Here is an 18,013-nt window from a genome sequence, read left to right on the forward strand (position 1 = left end):
TGACCTCAAGTTAGCTTTAACTTGCACAATCCTGTCTCCCCTTATGAAAGGAGTCAAATGATTATGCATCATCTTCATCATCTGCTCGATGCCAATCGAGCCTTTGCCCTCAACGGACGCGGCACCACCAACCACTGTCCGATGGCATTGCACGCCCTGCACGAGATGGGCGCCAATCCCCGCCAGCTGCAGCAGTTCTTCGCACACTGGCAGGCCAACTATGCCCTGCCGGGGGGTGAACAACAGCAGGAGGATGAGGAGGAGCTGCAGTTTGTCCGGCTGCGTCAGCAGTTGGCAACACGGCTGGCCGATGAGGGGTGGCTGCCCACCTTTGCCAGCCTGCTGGAGCAGGGTCTTTCACCGGCCGGCGGCGCCTTCCATCCGCTGATCCGCTTTGCCTGCGCGCTGGAAAATGGTCATCAGGGAGAGCAGGCCGCCGCATTGGCCGCCTGGCAGTGCAGACCCTTGCAGGTACCGGCCGGGCAGCGGGCGCCGGTGCAGGATATCGACGCTCTGCTGAGCGCGCTGGCCCGGCAGTGGGAAGGCGCATGCTGGCAAGGCGAGTGGATCACCGAACGACTGCGGCAGGTGACGGATGCGCCGACCTGGGCGAGCGGGTTGCCGAGCGGGGTATCATCGTCGGATCTGCTGGTGCAGCTGGCCGACGCGGCCCTCGCCCTCTACTGGCAGACCGGCAATTTTACCGTGCTGCACATGATGACCGGCAGTCGCGCCGCCGCCATCGTCGCCAGCCAGCTGCCCGCGCCATGGCAAGCGCGCTGGCAGACCCTGATGTGGCAGGCGGTGGCGGCCGCCTATGTCACGGTCGGCGCGCCGTCACTGCAGACGCCGGTCTGGCCCGATACCGGCAAGCTGTCGTGGCAGAACGTGCTGGCCCGGGCGGTGGCGAGCCTCGACGATCATGTGATCAAGCTGGTGCATTGCTGCTGGCGGGAGGGGCTCGCCAGGCCTTTGCTGGCAGACCGTTATCTGGCGGTGGCCGCCCGCGCGGCAGGCCTGCTGGCGCCTCTCACCGGGCCGGATGCCATCTAGGTAGTAGGAGGGGCCGCCCTAGGAGGCGGGCAGCCGGGTGAAGTGAATGACGGGGCAGCGGGGAGCCACGCCCCGGGTCAGGGTCAGCGGCTGGGCGCGATAGCTCAGTTGGTAGCGGCCGGGGTGGGAGAGATCGTAGACCAGGGTCAGATCCGCATCGGCCTGGCTCTGCTGACCGGCCCCCAGCAAGAAGAAATCCTCGGCCCCCGGGTTGCCCCGCTTGGCCAGCGGGCCCTTGTAGGGTATCGGCCGATCATCGAGGGTGAGATCGATGGCATCGGCAAACCAGCCTTCGAACGGCGTGAACCAGCTCAGCACCTCGAGTGGCCCCTCCCCCCGGTTGGTCAGGGTCATCACCAGCGGCAGCGGCTCGTTGACCCGGCTTTGTGCCTTGACCGACAGATCGCACTGCAGGGGGGCCAGCGCCAGGGTAGTGAGCAAGAGTGTCATCATGGTCGCTCCTTCCTGTGACAAACGACATGGACAAGAAGGGGCCTTGCGACCCCCCGGTCGGCAAATCAGTTTTCGCTCGGCGTATTCTCGGCGAAGTACTCGTGGTTGTCGGCGTTGTTGAGCGCCTTGACCGGATCCGTCTTCGCCAGGTTGCGGGCATTGGCCTGACCGTAACCCAGATCGTCGGTGCCCGCCACCACGTTGAAGTGGCTCAGCTCGTGGACGATGGTGCCGGCACGGGAATCGGTCCCGCTGACCGGTGCGGTCCAGAAGCTCTTGCACAGGTAGACCTTGTAGGGCTGATCCGGATAGACATAGGCAAAGTAGCTCTGCTTGCAACCGCAGTCGAAGGTGAGCGGCTTGTTGTCGATGGCATCCTTGATCTTGCTGAAGTGGGTCTCGGCCTGATCCCAGCGCGATGCATCATAGGCGCCAAACCAGCTGCGATAACGCTGGCCTTCCGGCTTGTCCACCGCCAGGTAGCTGCTGGAGTTGTTGGTGATGCCGCTGGCCGCATCGAGCGCCGCCAGGATGTCGCTCTTCTGGGTGTTGGTGCAGCGGCCGCTGAAGCTGACCGAGGCGGTCACCGCCTGCGGTTCGGCCAGGGGGGCTGCCTTGGCCAGCACCCGCTCGTCACTCACCCCGTCCACCCACAGGGTCACCACATTGGATTCGCTCGTCTGGGCCTGCTTGGCCTTGGCGGCTTTCGCCTCTTGCGGCAACGTCGGCAGCAGGTAGCGGATGCTGTACTGGCCCTGGGCGCTCATGTCGTAGAGACCGGAGACCTCGGCCTGCACCGTCAGGCTCTGGCCGGCCTTGAGCAGCTGGAAGTCCTTGTCGGTCGGGGCTGCCCGCTTGATCAGGGCCCCCTCGTAGCTGACCGGCTGGCCGTCCCGCTCCACCAGGAACAGGGGGGCATCTTCGCTGCCCGGCAGTTGCCATTTGAGCAGGCGAACCGGCTTGTCCCCGCTGTTGGTCAGGGTCAGGTTGACGCGCACGTCGTCACTGTTGCCATCCACCAGGGTGAGCTGGGCGTCGAGCCCTGCGGCGCAGAGCGGGGAGGCCAGCACGCCGGCCAGCAACAGGGCAATGGGAGTCGCTTTCATCATGTTTCCTCATTCATTGAGTGTCGCCTTGTCAGGCGGTTTGCTTCCTTCAAGGCCCTCTTTGGGGCCCACTCACCCTAGAGCAGTTTTTTTCCGCGACCATCCCACCATATGGGGGACGCCCCCCAGGATAGGGGGAATGCCAGATGCCCCCGCTTGCTGCGACAAGAGTCGCGCCGCCCCCCCTTTCTCCTGCCTGCCACCCCGCCCCGCGCTCATAAAAAACCCCGGCACCGGGCCGGGGTCTCAGACAAATGAAGCAGACCCCGTTCAGGGGCCTACGAGCAGCGCCAGCGCTGGCTGCGCGTTGCCCGGCATCAGCCGGTAGGCCTTGTGGTGCTTGACCAGGGTGGTTTTCTTGTTGCCCTGGCTCAGCAGCAGGCGGTGGTCAAAGGCTGCCCGTGCCAGCCGGGCCTCGTCGCCGCGCACGTAGAGGGTGAGCGGCTTGACCAGCTCGCTGGCCTCGATGTGGCCCTGATACTCGCTGGCGCTGATGATGAGGCTCGGCTGACCGCCCGATTGCAGACGCAGCTTGGCGCTCACCTCGCTGTCGGTAATCACTAACCAACCCTCGGCCGCGAGCTCGGCCAACAGGGCGGCCAACCGGCTGCCGAGCCCGGTCGGCTCGGCCATGGCCCGCTCATACTGGCCCATGATCCGCTCAAGCAGCCCCTTGAGATCGGCGCCGGCCCCCAGAGTGCGGCCAAGCTGCACCCAATCCTTCAAATCCTCCATCACCAGCCGGGAGAAGCGCTTCTCCTTGAGGGAGTCGGCCATCCAGGTGCAGAGAAAGTGGCTCTCTTGCGCCGGGGTACGCTTGCCAGCCTTCTGCTCGGCGGTGCGGGCCAGTTCGGCCAGACTCTGGCTGGCCATCTCGAACAGGGCCTGATTGTAGGTAGGAGCGGTCATAAGCAATCCTTGAGTTGACTACCAGGGGTCAACACCGATGACAGAGATGGCAAAGGCGCCAGTGGCGCCTTTGCGGTTCAATAGAGCGGCCTGCGCGCCTTATTTCGGCTGGCGCGGCTTCTTGGCGGCAGCCAGGCGCTTGAGGCGCTGGCCCTGCAGCTTGGCCTCGGCCATGGCCTGGGCGGCGGCATTGTCTTCCCGCTGCGGGCGCTTGCCGAAGCGGCGACGCTCCTGCAACTGCTTGATCAGCTCGTCGCGGCTGCTCACCTCGTAGCCCGGCACCATGATGCGGCGGATCTTCTGGCCGATCAGCGCCTCGATCTCCAGCAGGGTGCGCTCTTCTTCACGGCTGACGAAGGAGATGGCCATGCCGCTCTTGCCGGCGCGGCCGGTACGGCCGATGCGGTGCACGTAGTCTTCCGCCAGGAACGGCAGATCATAGTTGACCACGTACTCGAGATCCGGGATGTCCAGGCCACGGGCGGCCACTTCGGTGGCCACCAGCACCCGCAGCTTGCCTTCGGTGAACTCGCGCAGGGCGCGGCGACGGCTGCCCTGAGCCTTGTCGCCGTGCACCACGGCCGACTTGATGCCGTCGAGGTTCAGCTCGGCCACCAGTTCGTCGCAGCTCTCGCGGGTACTGGCAAATACCAGCACCTGCGGCCAGTTCTGCTTGCCGATGAGCTCGGAGAGCAGCTCGCGCTTGCGCTTCTGCTCCACCGGATAGACGGTGTGGCTGACGGTATCGGCGGTGGAGTTCTGCTTGTTGACGCTCACTATCTGGGGCTTGTCCAGCATCAGGTTGGCCAGCTTCTTCACCGCCTCGGAGAAGGTGGCGGAGAACAGCAGGTTCTGACGGGTCTTGTTGACCGCTTGCAGGATCTGCTGCACATCGGCACTGAAGCCCATGTCGAGGATGCGGTCCGCTTCGTCCAGCACTAGGCACTCGACACCGGAGAGGCTCAGGTTGCAGGCGGTGAGGTGCTCCAGCAGCCGGCCCGGGGTCGCCACTATGATGTGAGCGCCCGCTTTCAGTTTTCTGGCCTGCACATCCTGCTTGCCACCGCCGTAGATGGTGAGGGTGGTGATATCCAGATGCTTGGCGAAGTCATTGATGTTGCTCGCCACCTGGGCCGCCAGCTCGCGGGTCGGGGTCAGGATCAGCACCCGGGCGTTGGAAGGCTGCACCGGCGCCGGATTGTCCACCAGCCGCTGCAGGATGGGCAGGGCAAAGGCGGCGGTCTTGCCGGTACCGGTCTGGGCGCTGGCCAGCACGTCACGACCGCGGCGAATGGCCGGGATCGCCTGCTGCTGCACAGGGGTCATCTCCTGATAACCGCACTCTGAGATAGCGCGCAAAATCTCTGGGGCAAAATCGAACGATTCAAATCTCATAATGGGTTCCTGTGTTCCAGCTGGACTGTGGCTGGCTTGGTTAGCTCGGCATGAGCGAAAAGTCGGTGCAGACCACCGACGGCTGTGCCTGACATCAAGTCAGAGAGTGGCCGGAAAATGGCGGGCGCGAAGTGTAACAGATAGATGGAGCAAATTCTGCCTCAAATACGCGCCCTTTTCATGGGGGTCAGGGCCACAGGCTGGCAAGGTGAACACGCCCCGTCAGCAGCCCTTCACGTCCGTGCGGGAGTTCAGCCACCTCGACCATTCTGGGCCAGGAAGTCTCTTTGGAACAGGCACATGCGAATGGCGGTGCGATATTGGCCATCGATGAAGAACTCCTCTTTGAGCTCCCCTTCCGGCTCGAAGCCCAGCTCCTGATAGATGTGGATCGCCCGGGCGTTGTCCCGATCGACGATGAGATAGAGCTTGTGCAGGTTGAGCACGTTGAAGCCGTACTTCATCGCCTTCAAGGTGGCGGTCTTGGCATAGCCCTTCCCCTGATGGGCGGGGGCGATGATGATCTGGAATTCGGCGCGGCGATGGATGCTGCGGATGTCCACCAGCTCCACCAGCCCCACGTTGTCCCCCGCCACCTCGAGGATGAAGCGGCGCTCGTGCTGGTCGTGGATGTGCTTGTCATAGAGCTGGGCCAGTTCCATGTATGCCTCGTAAGGCTCCTCGAACCAGTAGCGCATGATGCTGGCGTTGTTGTTGAGTTGATGGACGAACTTGAGATCCTCGCGCTCGAGGGGGCGAAGGGTCAAGGTGTCATGGGATGACATAAGGTACCTGCTTGCAGCGTGAAGGGGCGCCGGCCAGGGGCGGCGGCGCCATGAAGAATGAGAGCAACAGACGGCGGGCCCTGCCCCGGCCGGTCAGCGAATGCGGTTGGTCGGGCGCTTGAGCAGCCGGATGGCGATGGCGGCCATGGCGATGACGAACAGACCGAGGGAGGTCACCAGCAGGCACTTGGTCAGCAGCTCGTGATACTGGGCGAACAGCGGGGCCGCCATCACCGCCTTGCCCACCAGGCTCAGCACCAGTGCCCAGAGGAAGGCACTGGCAAAACTGGCGATCATCACCCGCGGCAGGTGCAGCCGCGAGACCCCCATCAGCATGGGGGTCAGCACCCGCACGAAGGGCACGAAACGGGAGGAGAACATGGCCCAGAAGCCGTAGTTGTGCAGCAGGCGGGAGGCCCGTGGCAGGCTGCCGTCCGGGATCATCCGCTCCACGTGGCCCATGAAGGCGGTGCCGTGCAGCGCCTGCCCCTGCACATAGGCGATCAGGCTGCCAAGCCCCGCCGCCAGCGGCATGTAGAGCAGCGTCACTTCGGGGCCGAGCACCCCCATCCCCACCAGCCCGCCGGCCAGCAGCACCAGGCTGTCGCCGGGCAGGGGCAGAAACACGAAACTCGATTCGAGAAAAAGGATCACCACCAGGCAGGTGACGAGCAGGCCCACCGCCTGCATCTGGATCAATTGGTCAAAGTCCTGTTGCCATATGGCAAGCAGCATGTCCTGCATCTGGTGACTCCCATCAACTTCTTGAGCATCCATCCTGGGTGGCCTGACGGCCTCCGGTGCGGCAGACCCTCCCTGTCGCCAACCCCTTTTCTCCCTGAGGGTGGCCCGTTATACACCCGGCCAAGTGAACAAGAAATTAATACAGGTCATGGATAGGGGAGATAATCGGCCAGGGCCATCAAAAAAATCGGGCCCGCTCCGGCTGGAGAGGCCCAGACAGCAAAACAGTGTCAACTGCGCTTGAGGCGCTGCAACTTGGTGAGGGTGAGCAGGGTCTGGGCCGAGAGATCGCACACCGACAGCACGAAGGCGAGTTCGTCGGGATGCCATACCTCGCTCAGCCTGGCCCGCTCGGCGATGATGAAGCCGAGCAGCTCATCCCCCTGCTTGAGGGGGGCCATCAGGATGGTGCCGGAGAGCCCCTCCAGCCCGAGCTGGGCCAGCATGGCGCCAAAGCGCGTCAGGTCGTAGGGCTCGCGCAGGATGAGGCAGGGCTCATGCTCGGGCTTGGAGACCTCGTAGCGCCCCTGGATCAAGGCATAGGGCAGGTGAAAGCCCTGCTGGTGATGGAGCTTGGGCAAAAAGAACAGATCCTGGCAGTACATGCTCTGCTTGTCTTCGGCACTGAACCAGACGCTGGCCCGCGCCGCGCCGGTGCCCGAGCAGATCGCCTCGTTGATGTGGCGCGCCGCCTGACCCGGATCCTCGCCACTCAGCAGATCGCTCTTGGCCAGGTGAATGAGGGCGCCGTGCTGCAGTTTCTGGCGGGCTTCGCTGTCGAGCTGGCGCTGACGCAGGCTGTCCAGATGATCGAGCATCCGATTGCAGTCGATGGCCACCTGGGAGATCTCGTCGTTGCCCTCCACCAGCAGCCGGCGCACCGCGCCGTCGTCGCCGATGAGCCGCAGATTGGCGCTCAACCGCTGCAAACGGGCGGCGATATAGCCGTTGAGGATCAGCAGCACCAGAGCCCCAAACAGCAAGGTCCCCAGGCTCAGCAGCCAGAAGATGTGGCGCTCGATGGCCTTGCCCTCCAGCATCAGATCCCGTGGCAGGGTGAAGCGAAAGATGAGCGGGGAGTCCTCCTGCAGGGTATCGATTTGAGCCAGGGTGAGCAGTCGCTCCTCCTGCGGCAGGATCAGGCTGTCGTTGGCTCTCAGCCGAGCCAGGGTGGTGACCCCCAGGCTGGTGGCCAGCTGCTGCGGGCTCAAAAAGGAGAGCGAGAGATTGGTGCGCTTTTGTAGCTGATGGACCAGCCGGGTGGTGAAGGCCTTGAGCAGCAGCAGGGTGCCGCGACTCGGCCCCTCCCCCTCGCTGGTCAGGATCTGGGTGGCAGCCAGCAGATAGTAACGCTCGCCGTCAAACCAGATGCCGGCATTGGGCTTTAGGCTGCCGTAGCGCACCAGATAATCGGTGAGGGGGGCAAGCTGGGCCGGGGTCTGCGTCACCAGCTGGCCGCCATGATAGGCAAACGCCGCCTGCGGCTGCTTGTCGGCATCATAGAGCGCCACCAGATCCACCCCCAGGGTCTCGAAGGTGCGCACGTTGAGATTGGCCGCCAGATAGGCGGGATCGCGGCTCACCATGTAGGCGTAGGTCTCGTCCCATTCGGACCAGTCCTGCCCCAGCATGGTGAGCTGGCCAAGCTCGGCCTGCACCACGGCCCGGACCCGCTCGCGGTTGCGCTCCACGCTCATGCGCTCCAGCTCGCCAAACTTGTTGCCTACCACATAATGAAGGCCGACATAGCCGACCCCCAGCAACAGCAGCAGCGTCAGCACTATGGTCAGCGTAATCTTGCGGCTGATCTTCATCTTTACCCACACTCCCGGACAGGTGACCCATTGAGTTTAATGGATTTTGCCTCTGCGCCTCTCCCTTGCGCGAAAAACCTCGCCAGGGTGACCAACCTGCGATGCCGGGGAACGAATGGGCACAAATGGCGTCATCCGGCTCACTGTGGGGCTGCCAAGCGAGCAAATAATCGCTACAGTGTAACCGTGCCTCATTGGAAGAGGCTTCACGGGATCCCGGCATGTTCACACCTCTCCCCCTTCCACTGCGCCCCGCCCTGCTGCTTGGCCTGCTGTGCAGCTGCCAGGCCATGGCCGACGACGACTCGCGGGTGCAGCAGCGCGCCAACGCCGTGGTGTCGCTGATGACCTTCACCGTGGTGCCCGACATCACCGCCAGCAACATCAACATCGGCAGCGGCACCAATCAATCCTCCGCCCTCAACATGACCCAGATCGGCGGCGGCGCCACCATGAGCGAGAGCGTGCCGATTTATCTGGAAGGAACCCTCGGATTCAGCCGCTACGATCCCCAGTTCGTGGTCAGCAACGGCAGCGAGAGCCGCACCGTTCCCACCAAGTGGAACAGCCTGACCGCCACCGGCGGGATTGGCTGGGACATAGGGATGCACCGGGACAGCCACGGCGGCAACTGGGTGCTGCGCCCCATCGGCAACGTCACCCTCGGCACGGTGGCGAGCGATCTGCGCATCGGCAACTGGCTGCTGGGCCAGTACACCGGCAAGAACCTCGATTTTCTCGATGGCGGCCGGCTCGACGTCTACGGCCTCGGTGGCGCCATGATGCTGGACTACGAGCTGTTTTCCCCTGACCAGGACATCGACGCCGAGCTGCGCTACTCCTATCAGCACCTGCAGAGCTTTGGCGGCACCGCCGCCAGCGTGACCGGCCAGGCCAATGCCGAAAACCTCGGCCTCTATCTGCGCCGCCGCGCCCCCATCGGCAATCTGACGCTGCTGGGCAAACCCGTGCGCTACGTGATGGAGGGGGCCCGCACCGAATACCTGGGCGAGCAGCGCGGCCTGCTCGGCTTCAACTCCCTCAACTCCCTCGGCCTCGGGGTGGAACTCGACAGCAGCAAGTACGATATCTTCGTCACCCGTACCCGGCTGGTAGCCCGCTATATGTTCAGCCACAACACCAGCGGCTACGGCGTTGGGCTGGCGATGAGCTTCTAGGCCACTCCCTGCGGCTGCTTCCCTCTCTGGCGTTGGCACAAAAAGAGAGAGGCGCCGCTCAGTTGGTGCAAGCGATCACACATTCCCTCTGGTCAACTCGCTACAGTAGTTCACTTCGGCACCCCATTTTCCGGATGGCACCAATCTGTGGTGCCACACCCGGCTCACGCCAATCAGAGTGCCCCATCGCCAGGGAGAGGTATCGGGAGCGAGGAGAGATGACATGGACGTTACCGCCTTGATGGCCGTTCTGCTGAACCAGCTCTGGTTTCTGCTGCCACTGCTGTTGCTGGCCACCATCGCCAAGAGCCCCTGGTTCAAGGGCATGATCGGGGAATGGCTGCTCAATCTCAGCATCCGGCTCTTTCTCGACCGGCAGGAATATCATCTGCTGAGCAATGTCACCTTGCCGCTCGAGCAGGGCAGTACCCAGATTGATCAGGTGCTCGTCTCCCGCTTCGGGGTATTCGTGATAGAAACCAAAAATATGAAAGGGTGGATCTTCGGTGATCCCAGACACAAGCGCTGGACCCAGCAGCTGTTTCGACGCAGGCACGGCTTTCAAAACCCGCTGCATCAAAACTATCTGCACCTGATGACCCTCAAATCCCTGCTGGGGCTGGCGGATCATCAGTTGCATTCCATCGTCTATTTTATTGGCGACTGCACCTTCAAGACCCCCATGCCGGAGAACGTCATGCGTCGCGGACTGGTCAGCCATATCAAGAGCAAGACCACTCCCGTCTTGAGCACCGCCGACGTCGATCGGATTGTCGACACCATTCAGCAAGGTCGCTTGACCGCCAGTTGGCAAACCCACCGGCAGCATGTCACTCAGCTCAAGGCTCGTCATGCCAGCGCATCCGCCAACCATGTTTCCACCCGCGCACCTGTCAGGCAACCCGTTGCAAACCCACCTTCACAAAGCGTATCGCCACCGGATAATCCACCCCCGCTCTGCCCCAGATGTGGCAGCACCATGATATTGCGCACCGCAACTCGGGGGGAGAACAAGGGCAATCAGTTTTGGGGATGCAGCGGATTCCCAAAATGCAGGGGCGTGACTTTGTTACACAGTCAGTCCCCTTAATCGGAGAACACTATCTCGAATCATTAAACGGACCAGAGTCATTGAAGCTGTGCAGGGGGTTTATTTTATATTTACACCCTATCGCCGCTTTAAAACCCCTTGGTCTAGATACATCAGCACATTTATGGAGCAATAACATGCAAGTATTTCTAGATAAATTAATGGCTCGTTTGCACAGCCGATATACAACTATTTTTTCTCACTACTACCCTGCACATGGATCTACCGGCTTCACCGAACGGAATCTCACCAACAACTTTGTTTCTGCGCTTGAAAGCCTCTATCCCGGCTCATGCTTCTCATGGTTTGAAGCTCCAATAAGCCTCACGGAAAAGAAACATATGGACGCCGTAGTTTTCACGGAAACGGAGCTATTTCTTATTGAGGCCAAGCGCTTTACGGCACCTCAATCAAAAACCAATAGTGTCAGGAATGATATTGAACGAATGCAGTCCAATGAAGCACTCCTGTTGCTTGAAAAGGGGCTGATTAACCCAATACAGCGCCAGCGTTATGCCGTAGTGCTGGCTGATGTCTGGACAGAAACTAAAGGCAAGCAGGATATCTTTGATACTTGGCCAGCCTGCCTAAATAGCTGTCCATTTCTATATAGTAAAACACTGGAGTTTTCTGATCTTCCTGTCGAAGGAGAGTGGAAAAACAATTACAAGATACTGGTTGCGGTTAAACAGTTAACTTGACGCCATGATATCTACATAAAACAAAGGCGGCCCATTGGCCGCCTTTGTCATTGCAGTTACAGCGACCCCAGCCGCTTGAGGCAGGTTTGCTGGCGCCACTGCACCCGCTTGGCAAACCAGGCAGTGGTGAGGTTGCGGGTGATCTTGGGGCTCTTGAGAGAGATGCCCGGCAGCACGGCGCGGGGCAGCCGGCTGCCTGCCTTGCGGTCGGCCAGCACGAAGACCCTGTGATAGAGATCGCTTTGGGCAAACTCGCTGGTGTCGCCGAGCTTCAGGCTCTGGTGGATGGCCTGCGTGCTCATGCTGAGCTGGCCGGCGATGGTATGGACCGCCAGCTCGGTCTTGCCCGGCAGCTCGGAGTCGTAGCGAATGAGATCCCCATCCAGCGCCAGCGGCTTGCCGCTCAATCGGCTCACCGCCGCCTGGAAGGCGGCGTTGCGGCTCGCATACCAGCCGGCATTGAAGTCGGCATAGCGATAGAGATGATCCGGATACTGGGCCGGGTAGTTGAGCAGGTGGCGGGTGCCGAACCAGATGCCACCCCGGCGACTGAACACCTCGTGGCGAATGGACTCCTTGATCGGATAGGGATAGCCGTCGCTGTTGGCCTCGGCAAAGGCGATGCTCACCTGCATGGGGCCGCCGGTGCGCACCGGGTTCATGTTGCCGAACAGGGTCTTGCCCATGGGCACCTCCCCTATCATGTCCTCGAAGATCTCGCTCATCTCCCGCTCGGTGCGCAACTTGTCGATGCGCTCGGCGTAAGTTTTGCCGGTGGGCGAGTTGATGGAGAGCGCGGTACGCACCACGAACTCGGGGATCAGCAGCTTGCCGGCGCGGGCGTTGATCTCCTTCCAGGCGATCTTGCCAAGGCCCGGCACCACGGGGTCGGCCTGAAAGGTGGACTCCTGCTCCGCCACCGCCAGCACGGAGCAGACGTTCTCGTCGGTCACCGCCAGATCCTGTTTGGCGAGAGCGGTGACGATATCCTGGGCCCAGCCGTTGCGATCCACGGTGCGGGCCGGCAGCAGCCGCACAATGCGTGACTGCATACTGGCGGGCGCCCGGGGGACCTGGGCCTTGGGCAGCGGGGCGGGCCTGGCGATGGCCGGCCCGGTGATGGCGGCGCTGCCAGGCTTGCTGGCATCGCCCTGACTGACGGGTTCACTGGCACAGGCGGCCAGCAGCAAGGTGGCCAGCAGCGGGGCCAGATAATGACGACAGACGATGAGATGAGACATGAATGCTTCCCGGTGGATGAGGCGTCCCGGCCCCCGCAAAGGGTATCCGGACGCAGACAGGCAGGGCATTGTAGAGGATTGGGACGGGGAGCAGAAGCCATCAATGACAAGGGCCCCCGCCTGCATGGCGAGGGCCCCCAAGGGTCGAGACGGCGCCGGGATCAGGCGCTCTGGCGCAGCGCCTCTATCTGGGCGGCGCCATTGATCACCGCCTGCAGGGAGGCGCTGACCACGTCGCGGCCGATGGCCACCCCGCAGGTACGGGTCCCGTCCACGCTCAGCAGCACGTAGGCGGCGGCGCGGGACTCGGTGCCGGCGCTTAAGGCATGCTCGGAGTAATCCAGCACGTCGATGTGCATCCCGGTCTGGCGCTGCCAGCCGTTGACCAGCGCCGTGATGGCCCCCTCCCCTTCACCGCTGAGCTGCAGCGAGCCCGTCGGGGTCTGCAGCTCGAGGCGCAGGCTCTCCTGGCTGTCGCGACCGAGCTGGAAGCGACCGATGCGATAGCCGTGGGCAGGTTCGAGATAGTGGCGCTCGAACAGGGCTCGGATCTGCTCCGGGCTTACCTCGCTGCTGCTCGCTTCCGCCTCGGCCTGGACCCGGCGGCTGAAGTCAATTTGCAGCCAGCGCGGCAGTTGCAGACCAAGGTCGCGTTCCAGCAGGTAGGTGACGCCTCCCTTGCCGGACTGGCTATTGATGCGGATCACCGCCTCGTAGCTGCGACCGAGATCGGCAGGGTCGATGGGCAGATAAGCCACGTCCCAGTAGTGATCCGGCTTCTCCGCCGCCAGGGATTTGCGAATGGCGTCCTGGTGGCTGCCGGAAAACGCCGTGTAGACCAGCTCGCCGGCATAGGGGTGGCGCGGGTGCAGGGCAATCTGGGTGCAGGCGCCCACGGTGGCGACGATGGCATCCATGTCCGCCAGGTTGAGTTCGGGATCGATCCCCTGGCTGTAGAGGTTCATGGCCATGGTGACGATGTCCATGTTGCCGGTGCGCTCGCCGTTGCCGAGCAGGGTGCCCTCGATGCGATCCGCCCCCGCCAGCACCGCCAGCTCGGCGGCGGCCACCCCGCAGCCCCGATCGTTGTGGGTATGGATGGAGATGCTCACCTCGGGGCGCGCCTTGAGGTGGCGGCAAAACCACTCCACCTGATCGGCAAACACGTTGGGGGTGCTCACCTCCACGGTGGCTGGCAGGTTCAGGATCATCGGGCGGGCAGCCGGCCGCCACTCGTCGATCACCGCGTCACACACCTCGACGGCGAACTCCACCTCGGTGCTGCTGAAGCTCTCCGGCGAGTACTGAAAACTCCACTCGGTGCCCGGATTGCGGGCCGCGTACTCCCGCACCCAGCGCGCCCCCTGCACGGCGATGGCCTTGACCCCTTCGCGCCCCGAGTTGAACACATAGTTGCGCTGGGTCGGGTTGACCGAGTTGTAGACGTGGACGATGGCCCGCTTCGCCCCCTTGAGGGCCTCGAAGGTGCGGGCGATCAGATCTTCGCGCGCCTGCACCAGCACCTGGATGGTGACGTCGTCCGGAATGAGATTGCGGTCGATAAGCTCGCGCACGAAATCAAAATCGGGCTGAGAGGCGGCCGGAAAGCCCACCTCGATGTGCTTGAAGCCGATGTGCACCATCAGCGCCCACATCTGCAGCTTCTGCGCCACCGTCATCGGCTCGACCAGCGCCTGGTTGCCGTCGCGCAGATCCACCGCGCACCAGAGCGGCGCCCGCTCCAGCACCCGGTTGGGCCACTGGCGATCAGCCAGATTGATGACGGGGGCACGGCGGTATTTGCGATGATCGAAGCTCATATTCTGATTCCCTTGGCAGATGTCCTGGCGGTACGGCTGGGCTGATTGACGGGGACAAGGAGGGGAAGCGGGTTGGCGCGGTAACGCTGGCCCTGGCCGGTCGTGCGGCGGTAGCCCCACGCCCGGTTTCCTGTGGCCCCTTCCGGTAAGAGGGGCCGGCCGCACAACCCGATAAGGCTGCGGGCCCGATCTGCTCGCCCCTGCGTTGGCAGGCGCAGACGACCTGGGTCGATAAATCCTGTGACGAGAAACCAGTATAGAGAGGCGACGCGGGCGAGAGATTGCAAAGAACGCTGTCAAATACATCTATTACACAATCATTGTCACCTTTTCCTGCTCATAAGGGGTGAATGTCACCCAGAGTCTGTTGCTCGGTGACACCCGTTGCCATCACAGCCCAATCTCTTGGCCAATAAAAAACCCCGCCATCGCTGGCGGGGTTTTATCGAGTCACGAAGGAGGCGTCCCTCCTTCATCACGCGGTCTTAGCGGCTTTTCAGCTGGCTCTCTACCTTCTGGTGCAGCTCCTGCACCGAGTTGACGTTGGCGGTGGCATCCACACTGATGGCCATGCAGGTGGCGAAGGCCGCGTGCAGCGTGGTGGTGTAGGCCACCTTGTGCTGCAGGGCGCCGCGACGCAGCTGCTTGGAATCCTGGATGGCCTGACGACCCTCGGCGGTGTTGACGATGTAGGTGTACTCGCCATTCTTGATGCGATCCAGAATGTGCGGACGGCCCTCGTGCACCTTGTTGACCAGACGCGGGTTGATGCTCGCCTCCCCCAAGGTCACGGCGGTGCCGTGGGTGGCGTCGAGGTCATAGCCCAGCTCCAGCAGCTTGGCGGCCAGGTTCACCACCCGCTCCTTGTCGCTGTGGCGAACGGAGAGCAGGGCACGCCCTTCGCGCGGCACCTGGTGACCGGCACCCAGCTGCGCCTTGGCATAGGCCTCGGCAAAGCTGCTGCCCACGCCCATCACTTCACCAGTGGAACGCATCTCCGGCCCCAGCAGCGGATCCACGCCCGGGAACTTGGCGAACGGCAGTACCACTTCCTTCACCGAGTAGTAGGGCGGGATGATCTCCTGGGTAAAGCCCTGTTCCTTCAGGCTCTGACCGGCCATCACGCGGGCGGCGATCTTGGCCAGCGGCGCACCTGTGGCCTTGGAGACGAACGGCACGGTACGGGCGGCACGGGGGTTCACCTCGATGAGGTAGATCTCGTTGTCTTTCACCGCGAACTGCACGTTCATCAGACCGACCACGCCAAGCTCCAGCGCCAGTTTGCGCACCTGCTCGCGCATCTCGTCCTGAATGGCCTTGGACAAGGTGTAGGGCGGCAGGGAACAGGCGGAGTCACCGGAGTGGATACCGGCCTGTTCGATGTGCTCCATGATGCCGCCGATAACCACATCGGTACCGTCGCAGATGGCGTCCACGTCCACCTCGGTGGCGTCGTCCAGGAAGCGGTCCAGCAGTACCGGCGACTCGTTGGAGACGCTCACCGCCTCGGCGAAGTAGCGGCGCAGGTCTTGCTCGTCATAGACGATTTCCATGGCGCGGCCACCCAGCACGTAGGAGGGGCGCACCACCAGCGGGTAGGTGATGCGCTCGGCGGTCAGCACCGCCTGCTCCAGCGCGGTGACGGTGCCATTCTCCGGCTGCTTGAGGCCGAGGCGCTCGACGGCAGACTGGAAGCGCTCGCGGTCTTCGGCGCGGTCGATGGCATCCGGGCTGGTACCGATGACCGGCACGCCGTTGGCTTCCAGGGCACGGGCCAGCTTGAGCGGAGTCTGGCCGCCGTACTGGACGATGACGCCCTTGGGCTGCTCGACGCGCACGATTTCCAGCACGTCTTCCAGAGTGACCGGTTCGAAGTAGAGACGATCCGAGGTGTCGTAGTCAGTGGAGACGGTCTCCGGGTTGCAGTTGACCATGATGGTCTCGTAACCGTCTTCGCGCAGGGCCAGCGCCGCGTGTACGCAGCAGTAGTCAAACTCGATGCCCTGACCGATGCGGTTCGGGCCGCCACCGATGACCATGATCTTGTCACGGTTGGTGGGGTTGGCCTCACACTCCTCGTCGTAGCTGGAGTACATGTAAGCCGTGTTGGTGGCAAACTCGGCGGCGCAGGTATCGACCCGCTTGTAGACCGGGAAGATGTTGTGGCGGGCACGCAGCTTGCGCACTTCCCCTTCGGCCACGCCGAGGATCTTGGCCAGACGGGCGTCGGCAAAGCCCTTACGCTTGAGGGCGCGCAGGAAGTCGGCATCGAGGCCGGCCATGCCGCGCTCTTTCACCTGCTCTTCGAGTTTGACCAGCTCTTCAATCTGCACCAGGAACCAGGGGTCAATCTTGGTCAGCTTGAACACACCGTCCATGGAGAGGCCGGCGCGGAACGCATCGGCGATGTAGAAGATGCGCTCGGCACCGGCATCCTGCAGCTCGTGGCGGATGCGGGTCAGGGAGTCAGGGGCGTTCAGATCCACCATGGGGTCGAAGCCGGTCTTGCCGGTCTCGAGGCCGCGCAGCGCCTTGTGCAGGGACTCCTGGAAGTTGCGGCCGATGGCCATCACTTCGCCGACGGACTTCATCTGGGTAGTCAGACGGTCGTTGGCACCGGCGAACTTCTCGAAGTTGAAGCGCGGCACCTTGGTGACCACGTAGTCGATGGCCGGCTCGAAGGAGGCCGGGGTGCGACCGCCGGTGATGTCGTTCATCAGCTCGTCCAGGGTGTAACCGATGGCGAGCTTGGCGGCGATCTTGGCGATGGGGAAGCCGGTCGCCTTGGAGGCCAGCGCAGAGGAGCGCGATACCCGCGGGTTCATCTCGATGATGACCATGCGGCCATCTTTCGGGTTGATACCGAACTGGACGTTGGAGCCACCGGTCTCGACGCCGATCTCGCGCAGCACCGCCATGGAGGCGTTGCGCATCAGCTGGTACTCCTTGTCGGTCAGCGTCTGGGCTGGCGCGACCGTGATGGAGTCACCGGTGTGAATGCCCATGGGGTCGAAGTTCTCGATGGCGCAGACGATGATGCAGTTGTCGTTGCGATCCCGTACCACCTCCATCTCGTACTCTTTCCAGCCGATCAGCGACTCGTCGATGAGCAGCTCCTTGGTCGGCGACAGGTCCAGACCGCGCTCGCAGATCTCGACGAACTCTTCCGGGTTGTAGGCGATGCCGCCGCCGGAGCCACCCATGGTAAAGGAGGGACGGATGATGCAGGGGAAGCCCACCATCTGTTGCACGCCCCAGGCCTCTTCCATGTTGTGGGCGATGCCGGCGCGCGGGCACTCCAGGCCGATGCTGCGCATCGCCTTGTCAAAGCGGGAGCGGTCTTCTGCCTTGTCGATGGCATCGGCAGTGGCGCCGATCATCTCCACCCCGAACTCGGCCAGCACGCCGTGCTTTTCCAGATCCAGCGCGCAGTTGAGCGCGGTCTGGCCACCCATGGTGGGCAGGATGGCGTCCGGGCGCTCTTTCTTGATGATCTCGCGCACCACTTCCCAGGTGATGGGCTCGATGTAGGTGGCGTCGGCCATCTCCGGGTCGGTCATGATGGTGGCCGGGTTGGAGTTCACCAGAATGACGCGGTAGCCCTCCTCGCGCAGGGCCTTGCAGGCCTGGGCGCCGGAGTAGTCGAATTCGCAGGCCTGGCCGATGACGATGGGGCCGGCGCCGAGGATCAGGATGCTCTGTAGGTCGTTACGTTTTGGCATGG

Annotated in this window: 14 protein-coding genes; 4 read left to right on the plus strand and 10 right to left on the minus strand. The window is 63.0% G+C overall.

The window, feature by feature from the left end:
* Positions 1–57 precede the first annotated feature (57 nt).
* Positions 58–1,053, plus strand: coding sequence for a questin oxidase family protein (locus E5E96_RS21560; RefSeq protein ID WP_171283119.1), 996 nt, complete (start codon positions 58–60; stop codon positions 1,051–1,053).
* Between the two features lie 18 nt (positions 1,054–1,071).
* Here E5E96_RS21560 and E5E96_RS21565 read toward each other — a convergent pair whose 3' ends face one another.
* The 7 genes from E5E96_RS21565 to E5E96_RS21595 form a co-directional block, all read right to left on the minus strand.
* Positions 1,072–1,506: a hypothetical protein gene (locus tag E5E96_RS21565; RefSeq protein ID WP_024945781.1), complete on the minus strand. Its 435-nt coding sequence runs from the start codon at positions 1,504–1,506 to the stop codon at positions 1,072–1,074.
* Between the two features lie 65 nt (positions 1,507–1,571).
* Positions 1,572–2,615 (minus strand): M35 family metallo-endopeptidase, encoded by a 1,044-nt coding sequence (locus E5E96_RS21570; protein WP_171280762.1) that lies wholly within the window; start codon positions 2,613–2,615, stop codon positions 1,572–1,574.
* A 267-nt stretch (positions 2,616–2,882) separates the two neighbouring features.
* Entirely contained in the window at positions 2,883–3,521 is a 639-nt protein-coding gene (locus E5E96_RS21575) for a DUF2913 family protein (RefSeq protein WP_171283120.1), read from the minus strand.
* Between the two features lie 99 nt (positions 3,522–3,620).
* Positions 3,621–4,916, minus strand: coding sequence for a DEAD/DEAH box helicase (locus E5E96_RS21580; RefSeq protein ID WP_016351179.1), 1,296 nt, complete (start codon positions 4,914–4,916; stop codon positions 3,621–3,623).
* Between the two features lie 251 nt (positions 4,917–5,167).
* The gene (gene speG / locus E5E96_RS21585) at positions 5,168–5,701 is read right to left on the minus strand and encodes a spermidine N1-acetyltransferase (RefSeq protein ID WP_016351180.1); all 534 of its coding nucleotides are present in this window, start codon (positions 5,699–5,701) and stop codon (positions 5,168–5,170) included.
* Positions 5,702–5,794: 93 nt separating this feature from the next.
* Positions 5,795–6,445: a DedA family protein gene (locus tag E5E96_RS21590; RefSeq protein WP_045527294.1), complete on the minus strand. Its 651-nt coding sequence runs from the start codon at positions 6,443–6,445 to the stop codon at positions 5,795–5,797.
* A 230-nt stretch (positions 6,446–6,675) separates the two neighbouring features.
* Positions 6,676–8,259 (minus strand): CHASE4 domain-containing protein, encoded by a 1,584-nt coding sequence (locus tag E5E96_RS21595; RefSeq protein ID WP_049045544.1) that lies wholly within the window; start codon positions 8,257–8,259, stop codon positions 6,676–6,678.
* A gap of 221 nt (positions 8,260–8,480) precedes the next feature.
* On the opposite strand from E5E96_RS21595, the gene E5E96_RS21600 reads away from it, so the two are divergent.
* From E5E96_RS21600 to E5E96_RS21610, 3 genes are all read left to right on the plus strand, one after another.
* Positions 8,481–9,437, plus strand: coding sequence for a hypothetical protein (locus E5E96_RS21600; protein ID WP_171283121.1), 957 nt, complete (start codon positions 8,481–8,483; stop codon positions 9,435–9,437).
* 223 nt (positions 9,438–9,660) lie between these two features.
* Positions 9,661–10,527 (plus strand): nuclease-related domain-containing protein, encoded by an 867-nt coding sequence (locus E5E96_RS21605; RefSeq protein WP_171283122.1) that lies wholly within the window; start codon positions 9,661–9,663, stop codon positions 10,525–10,527.
* 137 nt (positions 10,528–10,664) lie between these two features.
* Positions 10,665–11,228 carry a hypothetical protein gene (locus E5E96_RS21610; protein WP_171283123.1) on the plus strand — a complete coding sequence of 188 codons (564 nt, stop codon included), beginning with the start codon at positions 10,665–10,667 and terminating at the stop codon, positions 11,226–11,228.
* 56 nt (positions 11,229–11,284) lie between these two features.
* Here the strand turns inward: E5E96_RS21610 and E5E96_RS21615 are convergent, their stop codons facing one another.
* From E5E96_RS21615 to carB, 3 genes are all read right to left on the minus strand, one after another.
* Positions 11,285–12,469, minus strand: coding sequence for a DUF1615 domain-containing protein (locus E5E96_RS21615; RefSeq protein ID WP_171283124.1), 1,185 nt, complete (start codon positions 12,467–12,469; stop codon positions 11,285–11,287).
* Between the two features lie 161 nt (positions 12,470–12,630).
* Complete coding sequence (gene leuA, locus E5E96_RS21620) at positions 12,631–14,289, minus strand: 2-isopropylmalate synthase (RefSeq protein ID WP_171283125.1); 1,659 nt, start codon at positions 14,287–14,289, stop codon at positions 12,631–12,633.
* A gap of 485 nt (positions 14,290–14,774) precedes the next feature.
* Positions 14,775–18,011, minus strand: a complete 3,237-nt coding sequence (carB, locus tag E5E96_RS21625; RefSeq protein ID WP_041217817.1) for a carbamoyl-phosphate synthase large subunit — start codon at positions 18,009–18,011, stop codon at positions 14,775–14,777.
* Positions 18,012–18,013 lie beyond the last annotated feature (2 nt).

Origin of the sequence: Aeromonas sp. 1805, from assembly GCF_013085525.1 — a bacterium.
In the GTDB taxonomy this organism is placed as follows: domain Bacteria; phylum Pseudomonadota; class Gammaproteobacteria; order Enterobacterales; family Aeromonadaceae; genus Aeromonas; species Aeromonas hydrophila.

Coding starts and splice junctions, on each gene's coding strand:
- E5E96_RS21575 (WP_171283120.1), bottom strand. CDS start 3,521: ATGACCGCTCCTACCTACAATCAGGCCCTGTTCGAGATGGCCAGCCAG.
- leuA (WP_171283125.1), bottom strand. CDS start 14,289: ATGAGCTTCGATCATCGCAAATACCGCCGTGCCCCCGTCATCAATCTG.
- E5E96_RS21600 (WP_171283121.1), top strand. CDS start 8,481: ATGTTCACACCTCTCCCCCTTCCACTGCGCCCCGCCCTGCTGCTTGGC.
- E5E96_RS21580 (WP_016351179.1), bottom strand. CDS start 4,916: ATGAGATTTGAATCGTTCGATTTTGCCCCAGAGATTTTGCGCGCTATC.
- speG (WP_016351180.1), bottom strand. CDS start 5,701: ATGTCATCCCATGACACCTTGACCCTTCGCCCCCTCGAGCGCGAGGAT.
- E5E96_RS21615 (WP_171283124.1), bottom strand. CDS start 12,469: ATGTCTCATCTCATCGTCTGTCGTCATTATCTGGCCCCGCTGCTGGCC.
- E5E96_RS21595 (WP_049045544.1), bottom strand. CDS start 8,259: ATGAAGATCAGCCGCAAGATTACGCTGACCATAGTGCTGACGCTGCTG.
- E5E96_RS21560 (WP_171283119.1), top strand. CDS start 58: ATGATTATGCATCATCTTCATCATCTGCTCGATGCCAATCGAGCCTTT.
- E5E96_RS21590 (WP_045527294.1), bottom strand. CDS start 6,445: ATGCAGGACATGCTGCTTGCCATATGGCAACAGGACTTTGACCAATTG.
- E5E96_RS21605 (WP_171283122.1), top strand. CDS start 9,661: ATGGACGTTACCGCCTTGATGGCCGTTCTGCTGAACCAGCTCTGGTTT.
- carB (WP_041217817.1), bottom strand. CDS start 18,011: ATGCCAAAACGTAACGACCTACAGAGCATCCTGATCCTCGGCGCCGGC.
- E5E96_RS21610 (WP_171283123.1), top strand. CDS start 10,665: ATGCAAGTATTTCTAGATAAATTAATGGCTCGTTTGCACAGCCGATAT.
- E5E96_RS21570 (WP_171280762.1), bottom strand. CDS start 2,615: ATGATGAAAGCGACTCCCATTGCCCTGTTGCTGGCCGGCGTGCTGGCC.
- E5E96_RS21565 (WP_024945781.1), bottom strand. CDS start 1,506: ATGATGACACTCTTGCTCACTACCCTGGCGCTGGCCCCCCTGCAGTGC.